Raw genomic sequence first — 19,617 nt, 5'->3', positions numbered from 1 at the left:
TCATCCTTCCTGTTTCACATAATCGACGACATTTTGCAGGAGCTGCTGTCCTACGCGGCCGCTCTTTTCCGGATGGAATTGGAAGCCAAGGACGTTGTTGAGGCCGCAGATAGCCGGTACCGGTTCTCCGTAGTCGGCCGTGGCAATGACGTCAGGCGTCGCAGCCGGTGCTTTATGATACGAATGAACGAAATACACGTAAGGCTCTTTGGGAAGATTCTTTTTGAGCCAGTGGTCCTGACGAAATTCCAAGGCATTCCAGCCCATGTGCGGTACTTTCAATTTCGTGTGAAAGGGTACGATATCGCCGGGCAGAAAACCTAAGCCCTTATACGTTCCGCCTTCAAAACTCTGTTCAAATAAAAGCTGCATTCCCAAGCAGACACCCATGAAGAATTTTCCGGCTTTTACTTGTTCCTGTAGGAGAGGAATGAGGTCAAATTTTTCTAAGTTCCCGATGGCATCCCGAACGGCGCCGACACCGGGGAGTTCGATTAAATCAGCGTCACGGATGACGGAGGCATCGCGGGTAATGGCCGCTTCGATGCCGAGGCGCTTCCAAGCATGATAGACATTAGCCAGGTTTCCGACTTCATAGTCAATGACAGCAATCTTCATTCCAACACCCCTTTTGTCGATAAGACACTCGTTTCATCACCGTCCATGCGGACCGCTTCCTTTAAGGCGTGGCCTAAGGCTTTAAAGATCGATTCGACGATGTGATGGGCATTTACGCCGTATAAGTTAGTCACGTGAAGGTTCATGCGTCCGTGAACGGAAAGGGCGTAAAGAAATTCCCGGAGCATTTCCGTTTCAAAGGCACCGATTCGTTCGACCTTAAGGTTCACATCGTAAACGAGGTACGGTCGGCCGCTGAGATCGATGACGACCCTCGTCAGAGCCTCATCCATGGGGCAGTAGAACATACCGTAGCGGTGGATGCCTTTCTTATCACCGAGAGCCTTGGTCAAGGCGTCGCCAAAGACGATGGCCAAATCTTCCAAGACATGGTGGGTATCGACATCCAGGTCCCCATGGACGTGAAGGGTAATATCCATACCGCTGTGGCAGGCCAAGAGATTCATCATGTGGTCAAAAAATCCGATGCCCGTCGAACCGCCAAAGGTCCCGGAACCATCGATATTGAGGGATACGGCAATCTGCGTTTCTGCCGTCTCCCGTTCGATTTGAGCGCTACGCATGTTTTTTCACCTCTTTCGTAAGGACAGCGACGACTTTTTGGACGACGTCTTCTGTCGTAATCGTAATCCGCAGGCAGTCTTTGAGATTGTCCGCCTTATACGAGCGGACGGAAATATCGGCATCGCGCAAGGCCTTGTCCATGGCCGGTCCGTCAGGAACGCGAATGAGGACGAAGTTGGTCGCACTGGGATAGGCTGTGATTTCAGGCACAGCCTCTAAAGCTTTATAGAAGACGTCGCGGGCCGCCAGCGTCGGCGGGATATTATGAGCCAAAATGTCATCGGCGTATTCTAAAGCCGCCAAGGCCGCATTCTGAGAGAGGACATTCAGGTTATAGACAAGTTTCGTCAGCCCCAAGGCCTCGATGACGGATTTTTGAGCCACGCCGTAACCGACACGGCAGCCGGCCAACCCGAAAGCTTTGGACAAGGTCCGGATAACGATGAGGTTGTCGTATTGGGAAAGCTTGGTAATGATGCTGGGCACACCGGCAAATTCCAAGTAGGCTTCATCGATGACGACGGGGTTTTCCGAAGCCTGTAGCACGGCTTCTACATACGCCATTGGCAGCAGCTCACCCGTCGGATTGTTGGGATTGCAGAGAACGGTCACCTTGGGCTGCAGTTCCTTTACCTTTTCAAGGAATCCGTCACAATCTCTACGATAGCCGTCGAGGTCGGGAACAGTGACTACCTTAGCTCCGAGAACTTCGGCATCGAGACCGTATATATCGAAGGTCGGCGTGTGCGTAAGCAGGACATCTCCGGGATTTAAGAAGGTGTTCATGACCAGGCTGATGATTTCATCCCCGCCATTTCCGACCAGGACTTCTTCCGGACCACAGCCGACGTATTGAGCCAAGGCTTCTCGCAGTTCCCCGGCAAAGGGGTCCGGGTAATGGTAGGACGGCGTCTGTTTCATGCGTGCCAGGAAGGCTTCTGCGACCTGGGGAAAATCGAAGATATTATAAGGACTTTCATTGGCGTCAATGACGATTGATTCGTTTATTTTCGGTGCCGCATAGGGCTTAAAAGATTGTATGGTCTGACGAAGCCATTTATTGTTCATCGATTCTCCTCCTTACAGCCAGGCCGTGAGCCTGTAATCCTTCGACATTGGCAAAGCGGATGACCTTATCGGCTACGGCTTCAAAGGCTTCCTTATTATAGGACAAGAGACTGCTGCGCTTAACAAAATCATAGACGCCGAGGGGAGATGAAAAAGCAGCCGTTCCCATAGTCGGCAAGGTGTGATTAGGCCCTGCAAAGTAATCGCCTAAAGGTTCTGTCGTATAGGGCCCGATAAAGATGGCCCCGGCGTTGACGATTTTTTTCGCATAGTCTTCGGCATCAGGGAAGGCGATTTCCAAATGTTCCGGAGCAATGAGATTCATGATGTCGACGGCCTGATCTTTATCCTTAACGATAAAGAACTTGGCGTATTTTTCAATCGCTTCCGAAGCAATAGCCTTACGCGGCAGGTCTTCCAACTGACGTTTGATTTCGCGTTCTACTTCACTGGCAAGGGCTGCACTCGGCGTGACCAGGAATACAGCAGCCCGCCGATCGTGTTCAGCTTGGGCCAATAGGTCGGCCGCAATCCATACGGGATTGGCTTCGTGGTCTGCCAAGACGCCGACTTCACTGGGTCCGGCAATCATGTCGATACCGACCGTACCGAAGACCAACCGTTTCGCCATGGCTACATAGGCATTGCCCGGGCCGACGATTTTAAAGACCGGTGCAATGCTTTCCGTACCGTACGCAGCAGCGGCAATCCCCTGAGCCCCGCCGACCTTGTAAATTTCCGTAGCACCGGCGACGTGAGCCGCTGCCAAAATATACGGATTGACCGATCCGTCTTTAGCCGGCGGGGTAAAGACGGCAATGGACGGGACACCGGCGACGTGAGCCGGAATCGTATCCATGAGAACCGTTGACGGATAAGCAGCTGTCCCGCCGGGCACATAGACACCGACGCGCTGAATAGGTGTGAATTTCGCACCCAGGCGAACGCCGGGACGGAAGGTATCGAACCAAGTCTTTTCCACCTGCCGTTCATGATAAGCGCGGATATTAGCCGCCCCTTCTTCAAGGATACTCATAAAATCGGGACCGACGGCAGCGACGGCCCGGTCTATTTCTTCCGGCGTGACCAGGAAATCCTCGATGGCGACACCGTCAAATTTTTTTGTATACATACGAACAGCTGCGTCTCCGTCCTGTTCGACATTGGCTAAAATTTCTTCTACGGCCTTGCGGATATCTTCACTTTCGGCCTGATCGCGCCGAGTAATACGGCGAATATCACGCAAGGTCAACCCCTTGGCGGGTACATCTATCCATTCCATCCTGATTCCCCCTACTTATGCCTTTATGCTATGCTGACGGATGACGTCCATGAGCAGCTGAATATCACGGTACTTCATTTTAAACGAAACGGGGTTGCAGATCATGCGGGCACTGAAATCCATGAAATAATTCAAGACTTCCAGTCCATTCGCTTTCAGCGTGTTGCCCGTTTCAACAATATCGACGATGACGTCGGACAAACCGACAATAGGTGCCAATTCGACAGAGCCATTGAGTTTGATAATATCTACACTGTGATGATTGGCTTCAAAATAACTGCGCGCAATCCGCGGGTACTTAGTACCGATCGTAATTCTCCTGGTCATGTCAACTTTTTTCCCGGCAATGCCGGCGACAGCCATGCGGCAGCAGCCGATGCCGAGGTCCATAACTTCATAGACATCCGCTCCCGGAGCTTCTTCAAGGAGAACGTCTTTGCCGACGATGCCGACATCGGCCGCCCCTCGTTCGACATAGACCGCCACATCGGGCGATTTGACTAAAGTCACCTTGAGCTGTCCTTTGGCATCTTCAAAAATCAGCCGGCGGCTTTCTTCGGAATACGTCGGAAATTCATAGCCGCTGTCGGCCAGATATTTCATGACGGCTTTATGAATGCGGCCCTTAGCCAGGGCAATGTGAATGGCCATCTTACAACCTCCCCATCAATGTTTCCAGGTCTTCTGCCGTCAGGCACTGACCGTCTTTATAATACGAGCCGTTGCGGTATATGGCATGAATGCTGTAATCAGAACTATCGATAAATGACGAATCAGGATAGGCCGCAACGCGGAACCCTTTACTGCGCCAATTCATAAGGTCCCGAATCAACGGCTGATCACTCGTCGTATAGGAAACGGCTAACTGAAAAGACGGCTCCGTATCTTCAAGAATACCGGCATCGTTCATGTATTCATACAAGAGGTTGATATTCATGCCGAAGCCGCAGGCCGGACGATCGACGCCAAAACGAGACGACAGGCGGTCATAGCGGCCGCCGTCGATGATATCGTACAAGGCTCCGTCAACATACACCTTAAAGACGGTATCCGTATAATATCCCAAAGGACTGGCAAAGCCGAAATCGAGTTGGACTTTATCGGCATAACCGGCATAGAGGATGTAATCATAAACGGCTTCCAATCGAGACAAGGCATTCAGCATGCCGCTGTTAATCGAATAGTCTCGAGCCTTGCTGAGGGTCTGGGCATAGGAACCGAACAGAACCGGCAGGGAAATGAGAGCTTCCCGGGCTTCCGCCGAAAGGGAGAGGGACTCAATATAGGACTTACAGGCAACGAGGTTTCGTTCTGCCATGTATCGTTTCAGGGTTTCCTTCTGTTCTGCCGAAATGGGAAGACCTTCGAACAGGGCCTTCGTATAGGCAGCCGTACCGATATCGATGCGAATGTTTTCGACGCCGACAGCCTTTAATATCTCTGCTGCCGTAACGATGACTTCGCCGTCGCATTCCGGGCTGGAGTCGCCCAAAATTTCAATGCCGCCTTGTAAAAAGTCCTTGCCATATGTCGACCGGCCGTAGTATTCACGAAAGACAGTGCTGACATAACCGAATTTAATGAGCTGGTTGGCACGAGGAAATTCTCGGGCCGCCGTTTCAACGACGGGCAGCGTCACATCGGGGCGCAGGACGAGGACCCGACCGTCGGTATCGATGGTCTTAACCATTTGCTGGCGAAGATGAGGAAAGAAGTGCCGGTACACATCGTAATCTTCAAAACTGGGCGTCTCAATAATCTTACAGCCGTGGTTCATGATGACGGAAATGATTTTTCCCTGGATTCGGTCATAATTGCGCATTTCATCATGGTGGAGCATCTTCACTCCATCCAAGGTATTGTTGTTCATCCTATGACCACCCTTTCTTTATCGCTTTATCTTGGTAAAGTATTAAAATATTAACTGTTGATTATTGTACCACAAAGTTCCAAAAATAAAAATACCTTTTTCTAAATTTTTACGCTTTTTCCGAATCTTCGCCATGAGAATGGAGCCGTTTCTTGACAGCCTTTTCAAACTTCGGTCTGGGGATCATAACCCGATGCCCGCAGCCGGTGCAGCGGATGACAAAATCGACGCCGATACGAAGTACTTCCCACTCATTGCAGCCGCAGGGATGGGCCTTCTTCATTTGGACCACGTCGCCTACATAGTAACGGACAAAATCAGCCATAAAAAATTCCTCCTCTATCAGAAGCTAATGATTGCATATATATCATTATATAGTCTGAACCATGGCCCTGCAAGTCACTGCTGTCCGAAAAGGGGGTGCAATTGACCGACCTCATAGGCTGTGTTAAGATAAGGGATAATCACAGAAACGAGGAGGGATTTTTTTGACGTCATCGACGAACCAGCAAAGCCTGCGCCGATTATATCGACTCTGTTATGCTGTCGGCTCTGTCCTGACCTTGTGCATGGTCGCCCTTTTGGGCTGGATAGCTGTCTGTATCGCCTTAGAAAAAGAACCGCTGGCATCGATTGCCTTTTTACCCGATATGCCAACCTACGGTGTCTTCATCCTCATCGCCGTCACGGCGGCGGTCACCATTGCCGTCTGGCAATACGGCGCATCATTTCACCAACGCTATGAAGAATCGGTAAGAAAGGAAGGGCCTCTAAACCAAAAACATGAAAAAGAATGAATTCATGGACCTCTTGCAGTATTATTTCCGCAAGAGCGATAAAAATGACTTAAAAGGCATCATCGAAGACTGTGAAGAACAGTTCCGCCTCGGCGCCAGTCAGGGCAAAACAGAAGAAGAAATCTGCTGTAAACTCGGCCACCCGAAGAACATCTACCGTTACTATATCGGCGAACCCATCATCCCCGAAGACAATCCTCGCATGCCCGGAGATGACTATGACGACTCGTACCAAGAATACGACGATTTCGGCCCGGGGACTGCCTCTTCCCGCTATGATCTGCCGGAACAGCCGGACGACTATGGCCGGCCCCGGAAGACTCGCCGGTCCTACCAGTCCCGTCCGCCCCAACGCCGATCGTACCAAGAACCGGACCGGGAAACGGGGCGTGATTTCAATTGGAATGACGGGGCAAACAATACGGCCAAGGCCGTTGCCAGTCCTTTTTTAGACATTCTCGGCACCTTGTTCGGCATTCTAAGCGGCTTCTTATATGCCGGGCTCACCCTGGTCATTTTGGCGTCCATCGCCATCTCCTTCATTCCAACCTATGCCTATAGTGATCTTTTGCCCTTGCCTACGATTTCTATCATGACGCGTGTCCTGGTCGTACTCACCGTTCTCTTTGCCAGCTTAACGGCCAGTTATGCCGGCCAGGCCTGCCATGCGGCAGCCCGCGGAAGGAGGTCTTAAAAATGGCTCGCGTTATTATCTGTCTCTTTTTGACCCTGGCCTTTGCCTTCGGCAGCTATACGTCCTTTATGAGCAGCGACTACCCGGCCCTGAAGCGTTGGATGACTTATTATAAGGAATATAAAGAACTCCAAGGTGCTTTAGATAAGGGCAATGCCAGCAAAGAGGAAATGCTCGATAAACTGCGGACCATGTATCCTGAAAAGGCCGCCGAAATCGAACGCCAATTTGAATCGAAGTACGGCAACCTGAAAGATTCAGCCGAAGAAGCCGGCAGCGACCTCCAAAATGAATGGGATGCCCGCATTCATGACGGCAGCGACAGCGACCGCAGCCACGATGAGTCTTCCGATTCCGAAAAGTCATCTGATTCGTCGGTTCGCCGTAAAGAACCGGCAAAAGATACCCGCCGCGACGATACAAGATCCCGGTCCGAATCATCCGATCGTTCCGTCATTCACGATAATAATCGCGCGGCAGACGAAAAAGATCAGTAATTCATCCCTATTCCTTTTTATCAACAAGGAATGAATCTTCGTTGACAGTAAAATCGAAAGGTGTTACAATAATATCAACCCGGAGGGGTGCTAAAAATAACAACGTCCCGATGAATGAATTACTATTAAGGAGGAATTGAGTTATGGAATTAAAAGGTTCAAAAACAGAAAAAAACTTACAGGAAGCGTTTTCCGGCGAATCCCAGGCACGCAATAAGTACACCTATTATGCCAGCGTAGCAAAAAAAGCAGGCTACGAACAGATCAAAGCCTTCTTTGAAGAAACGGCCAACAACGAAAAAGAACATGCTAAAATCTGGTTCAAACTTCTCCATGGCGGCGAAATGCCGAACGACGTCGATGCATTGAAAGATGCGGCTGCCGGCGAACATTACGAATGGACGGAAATGTATCCGACCTTCGCAAAAGAAGCTCGTGAAGAAGGCTTCGACAAGATTGCATTCTTGTTCGAAAAAGTCGCTCAAATCGAAAAACATCACGAAGAACGTTACTTAGCGCTCCTCAACAACATCGAATCAAAACAGGTATTCAAACGTTCTGAAAAGAAAACGTGGATATGCCGCAACTGTGGTTTCATCGTAGAAGCTGATGAAGCTCCGAAGATCTGTCCGGTATGTGCTCATCCTCAGGCCTTCTTTGAAATCCAAGCTACGAACTACTAAGCAACACGAAGGGAGCCCTCTTACGAGGGCTCCCTTTTTTTATTGCCTACATAGACAACAGCGTGTTATTCTTCTACGCGAAAACGATAACCGTTTCCCCAGACTGTTTCAATCGCCGTAAATGGCGGTTCTACTTCATTCAACTTATCCCGCAGGCGATTGACATGGACCGTGACCGTCGCCAATTCACCCAAGGCGTCGAGATGCCAAATCATTTCAAAGAGGTATTTCTTAGAAAACACCTGATTGGGGTGACGGGCCAAAAATAAAAGCAAGTTGAATTCCTTGCCCGTCAAGGAAATTTCCCGACTGCCGCGAAAAACTTGATGCCGTTTGACAAAGATACGCAGATCTCCGATTTGGATATCGGGCTTGCTGTTATCTGCCTCCGTACGCTGGCTGCCTAAGAGTCGTTCATGGATATCGAGATGGGCTTTTAAGCGGGCAATCATTTCCGACGGATTAAAAGGTTTTACAATATAATCATCAGCACCCAAGCTGAATCCTTTTACCTTATCTTCCAAGGCATCTCGTGCCGTGATGAAAAGAATGGGGACGTTGCTGACGGCCCGCAGTTTGCGGCACAGTAAAAAACCATCCGTATCGGAAAGGTCGACATCGAGGATGACCGCCTCAATATCGCCCCCGTCAAAAAGTTTCATTCCCTCTTTACCTGTCATGGCGACGGCCACATCAAAGCCGTTCGTCTCCAGAAAATCGCGTTCGATAGCCGCAATCATCCGGTCTTGATCAATAATTAACACACGCGCCATAACAATCCCCCCTCAGAAATGATTCAATCAGCTTAGTTCCCGGTCTGAAGCCGGCGGAACCCGTAGTCTAAAATGGCCGGAGCATCGGTCCATCGATTGTCATCATTATACAGGACCAATACTAAGGTATGGCCGTCTCGCGTTGCCGATGCGACCAGGCAGTCGCCGGCAGCGTTGGTAAAGCCTGTCTTAATACCATTGGCTCCTTGATAGCCGCTGGTCAGGAAATGATTCGTCGTCGTGACCCGTTTCGGTGTCCGATTATCTAAATAATGGACGTCATAGGCCTTGAGGCCGACGATATATCGAAATTCAAGGAAGTTTTTCATCCCATAAGCAGCCATCTTAGCCATATCCAAGGCCGTCGTATAATGGTGGGCTGCCGTCAGTCCGTTGGGATTGACGAAATTCGTATGGGCTGCTCCCATTTTAACTGCTTCTGCATTCATCTTTTCCGCATAACCTTCAACGGAACCGCCCAGAGTCTGTGCCACAGCGACGGCAGCATCATTGCCGGAAACGACCATCATGCCCCGCAGAGCTTCGCGAATGGTAATCGGATCTCCCGGCGCAATTCCCAAGCTGGAAGGCTCGGTATTGGCCGCTTCCCAAGAAATCTGTAAAGGCTGATCCAGTTTATCTTTATACTGATCTAATGCCGTAATCAAGGTAACGATTTTTGTCGTACTGGCCGGATGGACCCACTTCGTCGGATTGACCTGATATAATACTTTTCCCGTATCGATATCGATCATACACGCCGATTCGGCAATTGTCGGCGGCATATCGGCCTGGGCCGTCACCGTCATGGAACCAATCATAAAGCCAATTGCAATAACCGTAGTCAACATAATTCGTTTTAAAATTGAAAACATCAAATGCGCCCTTTCTTTTCTAAAAATCAATAGATAAACAGGTATCTTACAAACCTAAACTATTAATAATATTATATTTTTTATCAAATAATCTGTCAATAAATCGGGACTCCGCAAAGGGGATGTACTTGCCCCGGCCGATTCCCGATTTATTGGACAGTTATGCCGTTTTCATCCATGCTAGGCCTGCGGTTTTACCACCGTTTGGAAGATTTCCTCGCCGATTGTTTTTATCCAGAATCCAATGAGGTTACCGTAGGTATCCCGATTGGCATCGGCTTCCGCAGCCTTGATGAGATACGTCATGAACTGGCTGGCCCAGGCATACCCGAAACGTTCAAAGGTCGCCTGTTTCTCACGGGAAAGCTGATCGATGATCGGCATGAAAATGTCTCGGGTCACTTCTTTCAGCTTCTCTGTAATGGGATAAACATAGGCCATTCCCTTTTCATCTTTCTTCATAAAAACAAGGGCTAAGCGTTCCGGATCATGGCCGTCGTCAGCATAATCGAGATGATATGCCTCTAAGGGAAGCCGCTCTTTATCCTCTTTGCTGAGCAGCTGATAAGCCCCATATTTAATGATTTCATACAACCGATCGTCGTAGGCGCTTTCGCATTCGATGATTTTCTCCCGCCATTCTCCCCAGGTCAGGGCAGCCCGGCAGGTGTATGCTGCCAAGGACGTCGTCCCCAAAGCACCTTGAACTTCGCCGAGGGTAACTGTTTCCTTAGGGTCAGGAATGTGCCATATCAGCAGTTTCTTGTCCCTGTCGATATAAAGGCACTTGCTTTCAATATGGATCTTACTTTGGCAGTGAGGACAGGTATAAAAAAATAAATTCTCATCAAAAAGAACGCGGTCCTTCAGGGACACATCACCGGCGTCAATGATATCCCAAGTATGGAATACCCCGGACGCCCGGCATGCCGGACACTGGATGGAAGCGTCCATTTCATGGGTTCCTATGGTCGAGGCCATGGGCTACTCCCCTTTCTCTTGTTTGTCTGAGTATAAGGCTCGAATCTGTAAGGCCGTCTGCTCGACATCGGCCAGGCTGGGCCTCGTCAATTGTAAAAAAGGCTGGATGATGGCTTCTACAGCCTTCACCTTCCCGGCCAGAACGATCGGATCCGGTGTTCCTTCACGACAGGGCAGCAAGGCCAAAGCCGTACCGATCTTCGCCGCCAGCCCTCTGCGTGCACTTTCCGAGGCCTCCCGCAATTGATGGAGCCAAAAGAACACCGCCGATTTCGTATAGGCTGCCTGTTCCGCATCATCGGCGCAGACGATATCCAATCGGTCAAAATCGCCGCCTTCCGTGAGCAGCAAGGGAACGACGGCCGCCGCCGCCCGCTGGAGAGGATAGCCTTTATCGGCTGAGCTGAGCGGTGCCAAGGCCAGCTCTTTCAGCTTCTTTTCCCTGGCCAACTGCAAGACCTCTCGGCAGGCCGATAAGAGGGTCTCTTCCTCTCCCCGTTTGCCGCCGGCCCAATAAGGCCCTACGGCATGGATGACAAAAGCGGCTTTTAATTGGCAGCCCTTGGTCATGACGGCATGGCCGACGTGACACATGCCGATATGACGGCAATAGGCCGAAAAAGAAATGCCCCCTCTTTGATGAATCTTGCGGCTGACGGGACTTGTCGGCAACAGGGTTGAACTGGCAGAATATACGATTCCGTCGGTATTCCATTCCGATATATCACCGTTTAATACCCGAAACTGCATGGCAGTCACACCCTTTCACAATGGATAAGTTCATTATACCATTACTTTACAAAGGTATTAATAGCCTTCTTCAGTTTTTCTACAGCAGCTTCATCATCGTCACGGATGGCATCGACGATACAGTGATCGATATGGTCCTTCAAGATGACCCGACTTACACCGGCAATGGCCGAATGGACAGCTGCCAGCTGAACTAAGACGTCGCTGCAGTCCCGTTCCTCTTCGACCATGCGCTTAATGGCTTCGATATGGCCGCTGATGCGCGACAAGCGGTTCATGACGCGCTTCGTTTCGGCATGGTGATGATGGTGCCCCCTCCCATGATCGGCAATGGGCACAGGAGAGACGTCCTCGTCGTAAACAAAATCGTCGGCATCGGCGTCCTTGACGGCTTTGATGAAATAAAACGACTCCGTATCCATGGCGACGGTAACTGAAAATCCGGCACTGATCAGTTTTTCCCCCAGGATATCGACGGGCGGCAGGATCGGTGCCCCGCCGTGAATGGCATTGACGGCCTTGCGGGACATATCATGCATGATGACCAGCATCCCGCCCGGAGCGACGGCATCGTACAGGCGGCGGATGACGTCGCGGCTGTGGTCGGCGATGTGTGGGTAGAAATTAAGGCAGCAGACGGCATCGTAGCGACGGGCCTCAAAGTGGTATTTAAGGACGTCCCCCGTCGTAAAAGTAACGTTCGCCCAGGAGGCAAATTTATCCTTAGCGACATCGATCATCTGCTGGGAGTAATCGAAGCCCTCTACCGCCCCGTCAGCACCGACGGCCTCGGCCAAATAGGGCAGGAGGACGCCGGTTCCGCAGCCGGCATCGAGGACGGCCGCCCCTGTTTCAAGCGCCATCAGCCTTAAAAATTCCGACAAAATGGTCCGATTCTCTTTCCGGTCACGGTCCCAGTGTTTAGCATAGTTCTCAAAAAAAACGTGTTCCTTATCCATGCGTATTTCCTCCGTTCGGAGTGGATTCATGCCTATAAAAAACGGTCCTGCCGCATAGCGGTAGGACCGTTCAGGTGGTGCGGTTGGGGGGACTTGAACCCCCATGAACTTTCGTTCACTACCCCCTCAAAGTAGCGCGTCTGCCATTCCGCCACAACCGCATATAAAATTAAAAAAAGAATATGGCGACCCCGATCAGATTTGAACTGACGATCTTCGCCGTGACAGGGCGACATGTTAAACCGCTACACCACGGGGCCGTTTCTATTCGCTGCTTCTCACCGAGAAGCTATGGTGCGGTTGGGGGGACTTGAACCCCCATGAGCTTACGCTCACTACCCCCTCAAAGTAGCGCGTCTGCCATTCCGCCACAACCGCATGACATGATATTGTTGGTGCTCAGGGACGGAATTGAACCGCCGACACGGGGATTTTCAGTCCCCTGCTCTACCGACTGAGCTACCTGAGCAAAAAAAATGGCGACCCCGATCAGATTTGAACTGACGATCTTCGCCGTGACAGGGCGACATGTTAAACCGCTACACCACGGGGCCGTTTGCCATTGTATCGGCACGTAGTGCCTCAACGATAATTATTCTATCATGGTCGTCTATATTTTGCAAGCTATTTTTTTATAATTTTTTACAAAGGGACGATTTTCCTTTTCAGAAAAACCGCCCTGCCGCCCTCTTCGTTCCCCAATATCAGCCCGCTGCCTCCCCTGAACAGCAGTTTTCACCCCATCGGGCACCCATCATTGGGCCGCCGCGGTCCATACACAAGGCCGTTCCTTTAAAAGTATCGTCGACTCTGTTAAAATAAGACTATCCATCATCACCGAGAGCATCATACTGCATCAACTATACGAAGGAAGTGCCTTTCATGACCCTGCAACAGCTTTATTACATCGTTGAGTTATCAAAACACAATTCCATCTCAGCTGCGGCTGAAGCTCTTTTTATTGCCCAGCCCAGTCTGAGTACGACCATCAAGGAACTCGAAAAAGAATTCCATATCACCATCCTCGAACGGAACCGCCACGGCATCACCTTTACCCCGGAAGGCCTGGAATTTCTTAATTACGCCAATCACATCATCGAACAGACGACCAATCTGCGGGAACATTTCAATCCCCACCAGCCAAGTAAGAACAAGCTGCGCCTTTCCATCTCGTCCCAGCACTATATGTTTGCCGTCGATGCCTTTACGGACTACCTGCAAACGTTATCCAAAAAGCCGCAGTATGCCATCACCTTCCGGGAAGGCCGTACGTCCCAGGTCATTCAGGACGTCGTCACCCAGCGCAGCCAAATCGGCATCATCTTCATTTCCAAGATGACGCAAAAATTCATGACCCGGACGCTGCGCAAAAACAGGCTGAAATTCACCGAGCTCTTTGCGTACCCTCCTTCCGTCTTTCTTCAAGCCAACCATCCCTTGGCAAAATACCCGTCGCTTTCGATTGATCAGCTCCGGCCTTATCCTTATATTCAATATACGCAGGAAGAAGATTCGTACCAGTTTTCCGAAGAAGTCATCATTCCTGATATCAAACCGGAACGGGAAATCAGCACGACGGATCGTTCGACCTTATTCAGTGTCATTGCCGCCACCGATGCCTATACCATCGGAACGGGCATCTTATTCCGCAACGATCGAAAATGGCCCATCGTATCGATTCCGATGAAAAATCCGTTGGATATTATGCGCGTCGGCTGGATCAAACTACAGGAGACTCCCTTACCCTTAGCCGCCAGAGCCTATATCGAACAGCTCGAAAAAACCTTGGTTCACAATCATGTCATCGCCGAAAATCAGCCGACCAAACAAGCACCGGAACGAATCGCCCAAAACATACTCACGAAATACCGGTCAGAATAAAGGCCAAAAAGCTCTTCCCCATGCACCGGGGAAGAGCTTTTTTATGTTCACGGCTCAGCCGCTACAAGAGCGCAGCCTTTTCATGCGAGCCGTCAACCTGACTCTGGGGCTTTTGAGCTTCAAAATTCCAAGGATCCTTGCGAATAAAACCGTCTGAGAAGGGAATAAAGATCGAAATGATGGCCGAAATGCCGAGAAGGTAAATAAACCAGCAGTACGGCAGTACTTCCAGCGGCGATACCTTGCCGTTGGCAAAGCCGACCATGATCAGCATCTGGGCCCCATAGGGAACGAGGCCTTGGAAAATCGTCGAGAAGGTACTCAAGAGGGCCGCACTGCGGCGGGGATCGACGTGGAACTTATAGCAAATGCGCTTGGCTACTTCGCCGTTGATGATGATGGAAACCGTATTATTGGCCGTAGCAATATCGGTAATGGAAACCAGCGCCGAAATACCCAATTCGGCAGAATTCTTGTCTTTGATAAAGCGCTGCACCGTGGTCAAGAGATAAGCGATGCCGCCGGCCTTGTTGACCATGGCCGCCAAGCCGCCGGTCAGCATAGACAGGAAGAAGATATCCGTCATGCCTAAAAAACCTTTGTAAATCGCTTGGGCAAAAGACAGGGGCGACAAATCTCCGTAAAAGAGGCCGATAGCCCCTGCCAGGAGCGTGCCGCCGACGAGGACAGCAAACACATTGGCCCCGGCAACAGCCGTCACCAAAACGACGAGATACGGCAGCACTTTGATCAGGCTAAAGGGATGATCACCGGCACTGACGGCCGTCTCTGAACCGCCAAAGAGCACGAGCAAGATAACGGTCAAGATAGCCGGCACCAGAGTCAGCCAAAAATTAAGGCGGAACTTATCTTTCATGGCGCAGCCTTGCGTCCGCGTTGAAGCGATGGTCGTATCAGAAATGATAGAGAGATTGTCACCGAGCATGATGCCGCCCATGACGCAGCCGATCATCAGCGGCAGGGGGATGCCGGCCTTTTCGGCGACAGCTACGGCAATCGGACCGATGGCAGCGGCACTGCCGACGGAGGTCCCCGTCGCCGTGGCGATGAAGCTGGCGATGACAAAGACACCGGCCGCCAGGTATTCCGGCGGAATATAGGTCAAGCCCAAATTGACCGTCGAGTCGATGCCGCCCATGGTCTTGCAGGTAGCCGCGAAGCCGCCGGCCATGAGGTAAATGATGCACATGATAATGATGTTGGAGTCGCCGCATCCTTTGACAAAGGTTTCAAATTTTTCGTCAAAGTTACTGTCCCGGATAAGGATAAATGCCGTAATCGCACCGATAGCCGCCGCCAGCGGGGCCGGGAATTGGTAGAATGCCATTTCCATGCCGCTCATATCGAGAATGATACCGCTGCCCAAGTAGACTGCAATGAATACGACAAAGGGAATCAAAGCCAATGCGTTTGGCTTTATAGGGTGGTCTTCATAACGCCGTTCCTTGGTAATGGCCTTTTCCACCTTCTTTTCGAGGCCTTCATTATCTTTCATAAGTCGTCTCCTTTCGCATCTTAGAGAGTATCGTTTCACACCGCCCCATCGTCCCCTGTAGTGGCGCCGTATCACAAGGGTCACGGACGGGCAGCCGTCCACGCACGAACCGTTTTGTTTTAACCCGCTCTTCTTGAAAGCTATGGCCCGGCAGGAGGGGCTCCCTCACGATCTTTTCTTTATTGTACATCATATTATTTTCTTTGTATAATATATATTCACTTAACAATTATATAGTTAAAGGCTATTTAAGCCATAAAAAAAACCTATAATCCAGTCTCCCGCATAATACATACACAAAGGGCGTCCCGAAAAGTTCCGGGACGCCTCGTGTACTCATACATCATTGATACAAGAAAATCCGTCTATTTTACTAAATCAAGAGCCTGTTTAAGATCGGCAATGATGTCTTCCGGATCTTCAAGGCCTACGGAAAGGCGAACCAATCCTTCACTGATGCCGGCAGCTTTTAATTCGTCCGGAGTATACGTCGAGTGGGTCATAGAGGCTGCGTGTTCAATGAGCGTTTCCGCATCACCGAGGGATACGGCCAAGCTGCACAGTTTGACGTTATTCATGACAACGGCCCCTTCTTCCTTGCCGCCTTTCAATTCAAAGGAAATCATACCGCCGGGAAGACTCATCTGTTTTTTAGCCAGTTCGTACTGGGGGAAGCTCTTAAGCCCCGGATAGGCAACACTCTTTACGGCCGGATGGGTTTCCAGGAATTCAGCGACCTTCATGGCATTAGACGAGTGTTTTTCCATGCGCAGGGCCAAGGTCTTCATGCCGCGGGAAATGAGGAAGGCGTCAAAAGGACTGAGGACGGCACCGGTCATGTCTTTGAGACCGAAGAGTCGGACGTTGGTGACGTAGTCCAGTTTCCCTACGACGAAGCCGGCAATGACGTCACCGTGGCCGTTCAAATACTTCGTTGCCGAGTGAACGACGACGTCGGCACCGAGGGACAGCGGCTTTTGGATATACGGCGAGCAGAAAGTATTATCGACGACGACCGTAATGTCCCCCATTTCATGGGCAATCTTGCTAATGCTTTCAATATCGGAAATCTTTAACGTCGGGTTGGCCGGCGTTTCCAAGTAGACGACGCGGGTATTCGGTTTAATGGCTTTTTTAACGGCGTCGAGATCAGTAATGTCGACGAAGGATACGTCTACGCCGTAACGGGTCATGCCGTGATTCAGCAGGGCGAAGGTGCAGCCGTAGAGGGTATCCCCGGCAACGACGTGATCGCCGGCACGGAGGAGCGTCCAAAGAGCTGACGAGATGGCGCCCATACCCGATCCCATGGAGCAGCAGGCTTCGCCGCCTTCAAGCATGGCCACTTTTTCTTCGACCTGTGTATTCGACGGATTGCCCAGGCGGGAATAGATATAGCCCGGTTCCTGGAGGGCAAAGCGATTGCCGCCTTGTTCGGCCGAATCAAAAATAAAGGTGGATGTTTGATAAATCGGATTGGTGAGCGCTCCGAATTCATTTTTCATAGCACCGGCATGAATGGCCTGTGTCGCAAAACCCATTTTTTTCAGCAGTTCTTTTTCCATGATGATGGCCTCCTTTAAGGTATGTCAAATAATAATGATATATGACTGTTTCCATTGGCAAACCGTGTTTTATCAAATCTTTGCAGTTCCGATGTTTATGCCATTATATCTCTTTATTTTTAGTGTACCATAAGCCTCTTAGCCTGTATAATACGTATCTTCCGAAGGATTTTCATAGTTTCCGGCTATGCATGGAAAGAGAATTTTAAGTCCCTTTTTTATCGAGAAATCTTTGCATTTTTCTCTATGTTATTCCGCGTATTTGATGTATAATATAGAAGATACACGTTGTTTACATTGTTTACATCGTTTTTACACTAGAGATAGAGAGGGTAGATCGAATCCATGTACTTCGCAATGAACGCACTAAAAAAATGGCGACACAGACTGCTTCGTCTTTTCCTTGTCTTTGCCATCATCTACATCGCCTGCTTTCAATGGCAGTTCATCGTGTCCCTGGGAATGGGGCCTGACAACATCGCCGACATGACTTTTGGTCTGCTTCCGGGCGTCACTGCCGTCGTCTTGTCACTGGCATTTTACTGGAAGCATCTGTCCGTGCAGAACGTGCTGCCGCCGGCCCTCATCGGCCTCGGGTGGATCGTGACCGGTCCCTATCTCAGCTACGTGTCACTGATAAATACCAACACGATTTATTTAAATAACATTTACGACATCTATGTCGGGCTCTACTTCTTTGCCATCTTCTTCTGCCTGAACATGCTCATCAAGCAGTACGTACCGCGAAAATTAGGGTCCCTCATCATGACCGTCGTCCAGCTCGTCGGTGTCTTTCTCATCCTGCTCCAATGGGCTTACTATGCCTTGTACCACTCATCGATTACGACGTCGGGCGCCCTGCTCATCTTTCAGACCGGGCCGGCAGAAACCCTGGAATACTTCCAGTCCCTGGGGGTTACCAAAATCATCACCATTGCCGTCAGCCTGATTGCCCTTCTCAGCGCCTTGTTCCTGTTGAATTATCGCCAAGACGTCCTGCCCCGAACGGAAACGTACCGCAAATTGATACCGGTTTTATCGGTACTGTTCATCATCGCCCCGTCGATCGTCGCCTTAGGGGAAGAAATCCTGCCGGAATCCTTCCCGGTCCGAACCTTTTTAGACACTCACGATTATATGGAACGCTCGGCTTTATACGCCGAAAATCATGATGATAAATACGCCAATTTACAGGCCGTCCAACTGAACCCGGCAGACTACCCCAATACGGTCGTCGTCGTCATCGGCGAATCGGAAACGCGAACCTTGATGAACGCGTACAACCCCGATCACGTCCCCAATACACCGTGGTTGACCGCCATGAAGGCCAATCCCGACTTCACCTTGTTCACTAACGCCTACAGCAGTGTTTGGTATACCGTCCCGGTTCTTGAGCACGCCTTGACCGAGTCGAACTTCTACAACAACAAACCCTTCAACGAATCGATTTCCATCATTGACATGGCCAAAAAGGCCGGCTATAAGACGTATTGGTTCAGCAATCAAGGTTCGGTCGGCGTCGCCGATACCCCCATTACCTTAGTCGCCAATACGGCCGACGTCTCAGAATGGGTCGACCGCGATTTAAAGGAATCGACACAGGACGGCGCCCTCTTACAATTCCTCAAGCGGGTCAATCCGAAGGAAAAGAATTTCGTCGTCCTCCATCTCATGGGCAGCCACATCGAATACCGCAACCGCTACCCTAAAGAATTCCAGAAATTTGACGACGGCCATCTGAACCGTGCCGCCGACTTCGACAATACCGTGCTTTATACGGACTGGGTTCTCTCGCAGATTTTTGACTACGCCCGGGAAAACCTCAACCTCGACGCCATGGTCTACTTCTCAGATCACGGCAGCGATCCCGACGTCGCCCGCCAACCGGACAGCGCCAGCTTCAAAGTGCTGCGCATCCCCATGTTCGTCTATCTGTCCGACGGTTACAAGGAGCGCAATCCTGAAGTCGTCTCGGCCGTCAAGGCCAATAAGGATAAGTTCTTTACCAATGACCTGGAATACGAATTCATCTGCGGCATCCTCAACATGCAGTCCCCTAATTACGATCCGACCATGTCCATTGCATCTTCCAAATGGAAGATGGAACGAAAGGATCTTCGGACCCGCTTTGGACAGACGAGCCTTTTAGAAGATACTGAATATTGACCAAAAGGGGCTGTAACGAAATACACCCCTAAAAGCAATAATGCGGCTTGAAGCTAT

20 protein-coding genes and 5 tRNA genes are annotated in these 19,617 nt (G+C 50.4%); 6 read left to right on the top strand and 19 right to left on the bottom strand.

The genetic code is table 11. From position 1 onward, the window contains the following. The 7 genes from hisH to TX77_RS12585 all read right to left on the bottom strand — a co-directional run bounded on the left by hisH (position 1) and on the right by TX77_RS12585 (position 5,748). Positions 1-618 carry an imidazole glycerol phosphate synthase subunit HisH gene (gene hisH / locus TX77_RS12615; RefSeq protein WP_044505427.1) on the bottom strand — a complete coding sequence of 206 codons (618 nt, stop codon included), beginning with the start codon at positions 616-618 and terminating at the stop codon, positions 1-3. Then, entirely contained in the window at positions 615-1,202 is a 588-nt protein-coding gene (gene hisB, locus TX77_RS12610; RefSeq protein ID WP_044505426.1) for an imidazoleglycerol-phosphate dehydratase HisB, read from the bottom strand. The genes hisH and hisB overlap by 4 nt, the downstream gene beginning before the upstream one ends. Further along, positions 1,195-2,271, bottom strand: a complete 1,077-nt coding sequence (gene hisC / locus TX77_RS12605; RefSeq protein ID WP_044505425.1) for a histidinol-phosphate transaminase — start codon at positions 2,269-2,271, stop codon at positions 1,195-1,197. The genes hisB and hisC overlap by 8 nt, the downstream gene beginning before the upstream one ends. Further along, complete coding sequence (gene hisD, locus TX77_RS12600) at positions 2,261-3,553, bottom strand: histidinol dehydrogenase (RefSeq protein ID WP_044505424.1); 1,293 nt, start codon at positions 3,551-3,553, stop codon at positions 2,261-2,263. Before hisD ends, hisC begins: the two co-directional genes overlap by 11 nt. A gap of 15 nt (positions 3,554-3,568) precedes the next feature. After that, positions 3,569-4,204, bottom strand: coding sequence for an ATP phosphoribosyltransferase (gene hisG, locus TX77_RS12595; protein WP_044505423.1), 636 nt, complete (start codon positions 4,202-4,204; stop codon positions 3,569-3,571). Between the two features lies 1 nt (position 4,205). After that, positions 4,206-5,423: an ATP phosphoribosyltransferase regulatory subunit gene (locus TX77_RS12590; RefSeq protein WP_044505422.1), complete on the bottom strand. Its 1,218-nt coding sequence runs from the start codon at positions 5,421-5,423 to the stop codon at positions 4,206-4,208. Between the two features lie 109 nt (positions 5,424-5,532). Then, positions 5,533-5,748 carry a DUF951 domain-containing protein gene (locus TX77_RS12585; RefSeq protein WP_044505421.1) on the bottom strand — a complete coding sequence of 72 codons (216 nt, stop codon included), beginning with the start codon at positions 5,746-5,748 and terminating at the stop codon, positions 5,533-5,535. Between the two features lie 163 nt (positions 5,749-5,911). On the opposite strand from TX77_RS12585, the gene TX77_RS12580 reads away from it, so the two are divergent. The 4 genes from TX77_RS12580 (at position 5,912) to rbr (ending at position 8,094) form a co-directional block, all read left to right on the top strand. Further along, the gene (locus tag TX77_RS12580; RefSeq protein ID WP_044505420.1) at positions 5,912-6,220 is read left to right on the top strand and encodes a hypothetical protein; all 309 of its coding nucleotides are present in this window, start codon (positions 5,912-5,914) and stop codon (positions 6,218-6,220) included. Beyond that, entirely contained in the window at positions 6,207-6,914 is a 708-nt protein-coding gene (locus tag TX77_RS12575) for a DUF1700 domain-containing protein (RefSeq protein WP_044505419.1), read from the top strand. Before TX77_RS12580 ends, TX77_RS12575 begins: the two co-directional genes overlap by 14 nt. 2 nt (positions 6,915-6,916) lie before the next feature. Further along, positions 6,917-7,411, top strand: coding sequence for a hypothetical protein (locus TX77_RS12570; protein ID WP_044505418.1), 495 nt, complete (start codon positions 6,917-6,919; stop codon positions 7,409-7,411). A 143-nt stretch (positions 7,412-7,554) separates the two neighbouring features. Beyond that, positions 7,555-8,094 carry a rubrerythrin gene (gene rbr / locus TX77_RS12565; RefSeq protein WP_044505417.1) on the top strand — a complete coding sequence of 180 codons (540 nt, stop codon included), beginning with the start codon at positions 7,555-7,557 and terminating at the stop codon, positions 8,092-8,094. Between the two features lie 65 nt (positions 8,095-8,159). On the opposite strand, the gene TX77_RS12560 is transcribed toward rbr, so the two are convergent. The 10 genes from TX77_RS12560 to TX77_RS12515 all read right to left on the bottom strand — a co-directional run bounded on the left by TX77_RS12560 (position 8,160) and on the right by TX77_RS12515 (position 12,986). After that, on the bottom strand, positions 8,160-8,867 hold the full coding sequence (locus TX77_RS12560) for a response regulator transcription factor (protein ID WP_044505416.1): 708 nt from the start codon (positions 8,865-8,867) through the stop codon (positions 8,160-8,162). A 32-nt stretch (positions 8,868-8,899) separates the two neighbouring features. Then, complete coding sequence (locus TX77_RS12555) at positions 8,900-9,742, bottom strand: D-alanyl-D-alanine carboxypeptidase family protein (RefSeq protein ID WP_044505415.1); 843 nt, start codon at positions 9,740-9,742, stop codon at positions 8,900-8,902. 180 nt (positions 9,743-9,922) lie between these two features. Further along, positions 9,923-10,723 (bottom strand): CpXC domain-containing protein, encoded by an 801-nt coding sequence (locus tag TX77_RS12550; protein WP_044505414.1) that lies wholly within the window; start codon positions 10,721-10,723, stop codon positions 9,923-9,925. Positions 10,724-10,726: 3 nt separating this feature from the next. Further along, positions 10,727-11,473, bottom strand: coding sequence for a macro domain-containing protein (locus tag TX77_RS12545; RefSeq protein ID WP_044505413.1), 747 nt, complete (start codon positions 11,471-11,473; stop codon positions 10,727-10,729). Between the two features lie 41 nt (positions 11,474-11,514). Beyond that, complete coding sequence (locus TX77_RS12540; RefSeq protein WP_044505412.1) at positions 11,515-12,432, bottom strand: metal-sensing transcriptional repressor; 918 nt, start codon at positions 12,430-12,432, stop codon at positions 11,515-11,517. A gap of 75 nt (positions 12,433-12,507) precedes the next feature. Beyond that, positions 12,508-12,593 (bottom strand) — tRNA-Leu (locus tag TX77_RS12535). 22 nt (positions 12,594-12,615) lie between these two features. Next, a tRNA-Asp gene (locus TX77_RS12530) sits at positions 12,616-12,692 on the bottom strand. Between the two features lie 32 nt (positions 12,693-12,724). Beyond that, positions 12,725-12,810 (bottom strand) — tRNA-Leu (locus TX77_RS12525). A 15-nt stretch (positions 12,811-12,825) separates the two neighbouring features. After that, positions 12,826-12,901, bottom strand: a tRNA-Phe gene (locus TX77_RS12520). An 8-nt stretch (positions 12,902-12,909) separates the two neighbouring features. Next, positions 12,910-12,986: transfer RNA gene (locus TX77_RS12515), tRNA-Asp, on the bottom strand. A gap of 328 nt (positions 12,987-13,314) precedes the next feature. Here TX77_RS12515 and TX77_RS12510 point away from each other — a divergent pair. Beyond that, positions 13,315-14,313 carry a LysR family transcriptional regulator gene (locus TX77_RS12510; RefSeq protein ID WP_049917376.1) on the top strand — a complete coding sequence of 333 codons (999 nt, stop codon included), beginning with the start codon at positions 13,315-13,317 and terminating at the stop codon, positions 14,311-14,313. Positions 14,314-14,374: 61 nt separating this feature from the next. Here the strand turns inward: TX77_RS12510 and TX77_RS12505 are convergent, their stop codons facing one another. Together TX77_RS12505 and megL are read right to left on the bottom strand one after the other, a co-directional pair. Beyond that, complete coding sequence (locus tag TX77_RS12505) at positions 14,375-15,829, bottom strand: Na+/H+ antiporter NhaC family protein (RefSeq protein WP_081651755.1); 1,455 nt, start codon at positions 15,827-15,829, stop codon at positions 14,375-14,377. 365 nt (positions 15,830-16,194) lie between these two features. Then, positions 16,195-17,394 carry a methionine gamma-lyase gene (gene megL, locus TX77_RS12495; RefSeq protein ID WP_044505410.1) on the bottom strand — a complete coding sequence of 400 codons (1,200 nt, stop codon included), beginning with the start codon at positions 17,392-17,394 and terminating at the stop codon, positions 16,195-16,197. A gap of 345 nt (positions 17,395-17,739) precedes the next feature. On the opposite strand from megL, the gene TX77_RS12490 reads away from it, so the two are divergent. Next, positions 17,740-19,560: a phosphoethanolamine transferase gene (locus tag TX77_RS12490; protein ID WP_044505409.1), complete on the top strand. Its 1,821-nt coding sequence runs from the start codon at positions 17,740-17,742 to the stop codon at positions 19,558-19,560. The last annotated feature ends 57 nt before the right edge of the window (positions 19,561-19,617 follow it).

It is taken from the genome of Megasphaera massiliensis (assembly GCF_000455225.1).
GTDB lineage: Bacteria > Bacillota > Negativicutes > Veillonellales > Megasphaeraceae > Megasphaera > Megasphaera massiliensis.
This window is presented reverse-complemented; position numbering and strand designations above follow the sequence as displayed.

What these genes read in the sequence shown, in the direction of transcription:
- TX77_RS12490 (WP_044505409.1), top strand. Translation starts at nt 17,740, where the DNA reads ATGTACTTCGCAATGAACGCACTAAAAAAATGGCGACACAGACTGCTT.
- megL (WP_044505410.1), bottom strand. Translation starts at nt 17,394, where the DNA reads ATGGAAAAAGAACTGCTGAAAAAAATGGGTTTTGCGACACAGGCCATT.
- TX77_RS12555 (WP_044505415.1), bottom strand. Translation starts at nt 9,742, where the DNA reads ATGTTTTCAATTTTAAAACGAATTATGTTGACTACGGTTATTGCAATT.
- hisD (WP_044505424.1), bottom strand. Translation starts at nt 3,553, where the DNA reads ATGGAATGGATAGATGTACCCGCCAAGGGGTTGACCTTGCGTGATATT.
- TX77_RS12505 (WP_081651755.1), bottom strand. Translation starts at nt 15,829, where the DNA reads ATGAAAGATAATGAAGGCCTCGAAAAGAAGGTGGAAAAGGCCATTACC.
- TX77_RS12570 (WP_044505418.1), top strand. Translation starts at nt 6,917, where the DNA reads ATGGCTCGCGTTATTATCTGTCTCTTTTTGACCCTGGCCTTTGCCTTC.
- TX77_RS12585 (WP_044505421.1), bottom strand. Translation starts at nt 5,748, where the DNA reads ATGGCTGATTTTGTCCGTTACTATGTAGGCGACGTGGTCCAAATGAAG.
- hisB (WP_044505426.1), bottom strand. Translation starts at nt 1,202, where the DNA reads ATGCGTAGCGCTCAAATCGAACGGGAGACGGCAGAAACGCAGATTGCC.
- hisH (WP_044505427.1), bottom strand. Translation starts at nt 618, where the DNA reads ATGAAGATTGCTGTCATTGACTATGAAGTCGGAAACCTGGCTAATGTC.
- TX77_RS12590 (WP_044505422.1), bottom strand. Translation starts at nt 5,423, where the DNA reads ATGAACAACAATACCTTGGATGGAGTGAAGATGCTCCACCATGATGAA.
- TX77_RS12575 (WP_044505419.1), top strand. Translation starts at nt 6,207, where the DNA reads ATGAAAAAGAATGAATTCATGGACCTCTTGCAGTATTATTTCCGCAAG.
- rbr (WP_044505417.1), top strand. Translation starts at nt 7,555, where the DNA reads ATGGAATTAAAAGGTTCAAAAACAGAAAAAAACTTACAGGAAGCGTTT.
- TX77_RS12540 (WP_044505412.1), bottom strand. Translation starts at nt 12,432, where the DNA reads ATGGATAAGGAACACGTTTTTTTTGAGAACTATGCTAAACACTGGGAC.
- TX77_RS12550 (WP_044505414.1), bottom strand. Translation starts at nt 10,723, where the DNA reads ATGGCCTCGACCATAGGAACCCATGAAATGGACGCTTCCATCCAGTGT.
- TX77_RS12560 (WP_044505416.1), bottom strand. Translation starts at nt 8,867, where the DNA reads ATGGCGCGTGTGTTAATTATTGATCAAGACCGGATGATTGCGGCTATC.
- TX77_RS12545 (WP_044505413.1), bottom strand. Translation starts at nt 11,473, where the DNA reads ATGCAGTTTCGGGTATTAAACGGTGATATATCGGAATGGAATACCGAC.
- hisC (WP_044505425.1), bottom strand. Translation starts at nt 2,271, where the DNA reads ATGAACAATAAATGGCTTCGTCAGACCATACAATCTTTTAAGCCCTAT.
- TX77_RS12510 (WP_049917376.1), top strand. Translation starts at nt 13,315, where the DNA reads ATGACCCTGCAACAGCTTTATTACATCGTTGAGTTATCAAAACACAAT.
- hisG (WP_044505423.1), bottom strand. Translation starts at nt 4,204, where the DNA reads ATGGCCATTCACATTGCCCTGGCTAAGGGCCGCATTCATAAAGCCGTC.